This is a genomic window from Wolbachia endosymbiont of Drosophila barbarae (assembly GCF_044752445.1).
Classification (GTDB): Bacteria; Pseudomonadota; Alphaproteobacteria; order Rickettsiales; family Anaplasmataceae; genus Wolbachia; species Wolbachia pipientis.
This window is the reverse complement of the sequence record NZ_JBIXJM010000184.1, coordinates 1-2,689: the sequence shown is the minus strand read 5'-3', so window position 1 is coordinate 2,689 and position 2,689 is coordinate 1. Positions and strand designations below refer to the sequence as shown.

The window sequence follows — 2,689 nt, the reverse complement described above, 5'->3', positions numbered from 1 at the left end:
ATATAACTTTTCATAGTAATCAATGCCCTTCTCTACATATTCCTGTCCATACTTTAGCATACTATAAAAAATGCACGCCAATTTCCTAGCCGTAGCGGTAATCGCTTTCGGTGCTCCTAGTCGTTTTTTTAACCTTCTGCAATATGCAACAATCCCACTGTTGCTTCTTGACACACATTGGGCAGCCATCCTAAAAGCATTTGCAGCACGAGCAATAACTTTGCGAGTTCTCGTCCCAAATACTTTTTCCCCTGTAACTTTATTAGCAGGACTTAGCCCCAACCAAGAAGTAAAGTGCTTCTCTGATGGCCATTTATCGTGGTTCAAACCAACTTCTGAGATAATTGTTTGTATAGTTAGCACATCAAGCCCAGGAACTTTAGTAAAATCAATACCGGTTACTCTATACAGTTCTTCGTGTAAAGGAAAGTCTGGTCTGTTTTTTGAAAACCTATTCTTTATTTTGCTGCATCGCTTATTCTCGTCAGATTTTGTTTCAAATGTTTTGTAATATTGTTCGATGCTTTTGTCGCATTCTGCTATTTTTTCCTGATAAATATTATACAATTCAAATTCTTGCTTTAACACAAATAAGAGTTCCTTTCTGTAGTCGCCTTTTAGCGCTTTTGCCATGGTAGATCTATCATTTTTTATCCGTACATCTCTCAATTCTGATAATTTTTCAGGATTCCTTTCACCTTCAATTATTGCTTTGATAATTTGCATACCGGTTACTCCAGTAATATCACTTATGACTTTGTGTAATTGAACGTTCATTTGAATTAACGCTTTTTGCATACGTAGAATATGTGTGGATGCACTTTCAATCAGGTTGCTACGTTGCCTAACGTAATTACGCAACACACACATTTGATCATCAGGTCTAAACGACCCATGGAGTAATCCATAGCTGTGTAATTGTTGTAACCATTGACAGTCTTGAACGTCGGATTTTCTACCAGGCACGTTCTTAATATATCGTGCATTTACCAATTTTACCTCAAATCCATATGACTCAAGTATTTGAAACAAAGGAATCCAATATACTCCTGTTGATTCCATAGCTACTGTTCTAATTTTACATTTCTTTAACCACCCTGCTAAGTTATGAAGATCAACTGTAAAGCATCCAAATTTTTTGACACGTTGTTCATCTCTTCCTTCAGGTACACATACATAATGTACAGCTGAGCCGATATCAATTCCTGCTGTATCAGGATTCACTATTTCTAGTTTACTTTTTGCCTTTATCATGGTAATTATCCTACTATAACTTATAATGGAGAAGCACTTAAGCTTGGGACGGTTAGATTATACAATCTTCTAATCGAGGTAGTCATAATAGACTCCATCAGTGGTTTAACCGTTCCTCCAAAACCACGCTCCTAAACGGGCACTTAAGCACCATTGATCAGTCGGTTATAACTGCAGAAGTACTTCTTGATAAATTATATATAAAAATTGCTATGGAAGTGAAGAAATAGTTTCTTTCCGGTTTAACAAGATTTTTTTCTTGTTCGACGCTCCTAATAAAGTGTTGACTAAATCCAACTGACCATTTCCTGCTGCTAAATGTAGTGGTGTAAGACTAAGATGTTTCTGAGTTTCATAATTTTCATTTAAAAACTCTACAAAAAATTGTAGCTGATCCAGATTATTAGATATTCTATTAGTAAACATAAAGGCCTCGCATGAAGAATTTATGTAAAATATAGTATCTACAAGTTTTTAAGCAAGATAAATCTTCTTCTTAAAAAAGATACTGTAATCCAATCTGTGTGCTTATAACTTTTTTATTTGATCATGAGTGATCAGCTGTCTCAGCTGCAATAGAGACACCTTTCTTAAGTAGTTGCATCAAATTTCTCTGTTTTTTGCCCTTTTTTTTCGCTGATGATGATGTCTTCATTCTTCTCAGTAGCCAACATTCTTTTTAAAGTATAATCGTTACGTGCACCAAAGCATTAATAATTATACACAATTGTGAAGAAATATTCAATCTTTTTATTGTTTTGAATGTGTTGATGAAAAAAACGTCTGTCAGAGATCATCTGAGAATTGCATTTTAGGCTTTAGATGTAGAAGGGGTCTTATCGTCTTTTTATCAATACTCTAAAAATAGGCTTAAATCGCCAAGAGATGGATATCATGAATTTAGTAGCGTAAAAACATCAAAGATACCTCATATCATAAAGTTTAATGTCAACATTTGGTAGCAACATTCCCGATTTACAAAGCAGAGTCAATAAAGGTTGCAAATAATCTACGTATGTTGGACGTTTCTGTTGATGCTATTTCTAAAATAACAGATTTATCTATTGAGGAACTTGAAAATCACGCTTCCAAAACTTAACCTGAATTAAAAGCAACATTAGTTTACTGATTTCTATACAATATATTAAAATATCAACAAAGGTGATTACATAATTAATTATCTGCATTGCTGAATGAAATTCTTGTGCTTCTGTATTCAATATATAATATTAAAAAAATATTTTAGTAAATTTATTAAAGTAGATACTAGAAACTCGCTTATTTCGTTTTTCTAGCTCAGTTATAGTTTTGGATTTTGCTTGCAGAATTTGTCTATCACTTTCTGGTTATCCTCTATCATTTTACTTGCCTCTTGCTGAAGAAATTTGATATTTTTGAGTGTAATATTGTCCATCTCAGTCGATGCTACTTTCAA

The 2,689-nt window shown here is 33.6% G+C and carries 3 protein-coding genes and 1 pseudogene; 1 reads left to right on the top strand and 3 read right to left on the bottom strand.

Translation table 11 applies throughout. The features are described 5' to 3' along the window. Positions 1–1,254: IS110 family RNA-guided transposase (locus ACIPNH_RS03875; protein WP_400771638.1), on the bottom strand; the 1,254-nt coding region annotated here is incomplete at its 3' end. Positions 1,255–1,464: 210 nt separating this feature from the next. Beyond that, the gene (locus ACIPNH_RS03870; protein ID WP_400771844.1) at positions 1,465–1,680 is read right to left on the bottom strand and encodes an ankyrin repeat domain-containing protein; all 216 of its coding nucleotides are present in this window, start codon (positions 1,678–1,680) and stop codon (positions 1,465–1,467) included. 529 nt (positions 1,681–2,209) lie between these two features. On the opposite strand from ACIPNH_RS03870, the gene ACIPNH_RS03865 reads away from it, so the two are divergent. Then, on the top strand, positions 2,210–2,353 hold the full coding sequence (locus ACIPNH_RS03865; RefSeq protein ID WP_226079608.1) for a hypothetical protein: 144 nt from the start codon (positions 2,210–2,212) through the stop codon (positions 2,351–2,353). Positions 2,354–2,554: 201 nt separating this feature from the next. On the opposite strand, the pseudogene ACIPNH_RS03860 reads toward ACIPNH_RS03865, so the two are convergent. Beyond that, positions 2,555–2,689 (bottom strand): annotated as a pseudogene (locus ACIPNH_RS03860) (patatin-like phospholipase family protein); the annotation flags it as partial.

Bases quoted from the DNA above. Each gene is read 5' to 3' on its own strand.
- ACIPNH_RS03870 (WP_400771844.1), bottom strand. From the start codon at position 1,680: ATGTTTACTAATAGAATATCTAATAATCTGGATCAGCTACAATTTTTT.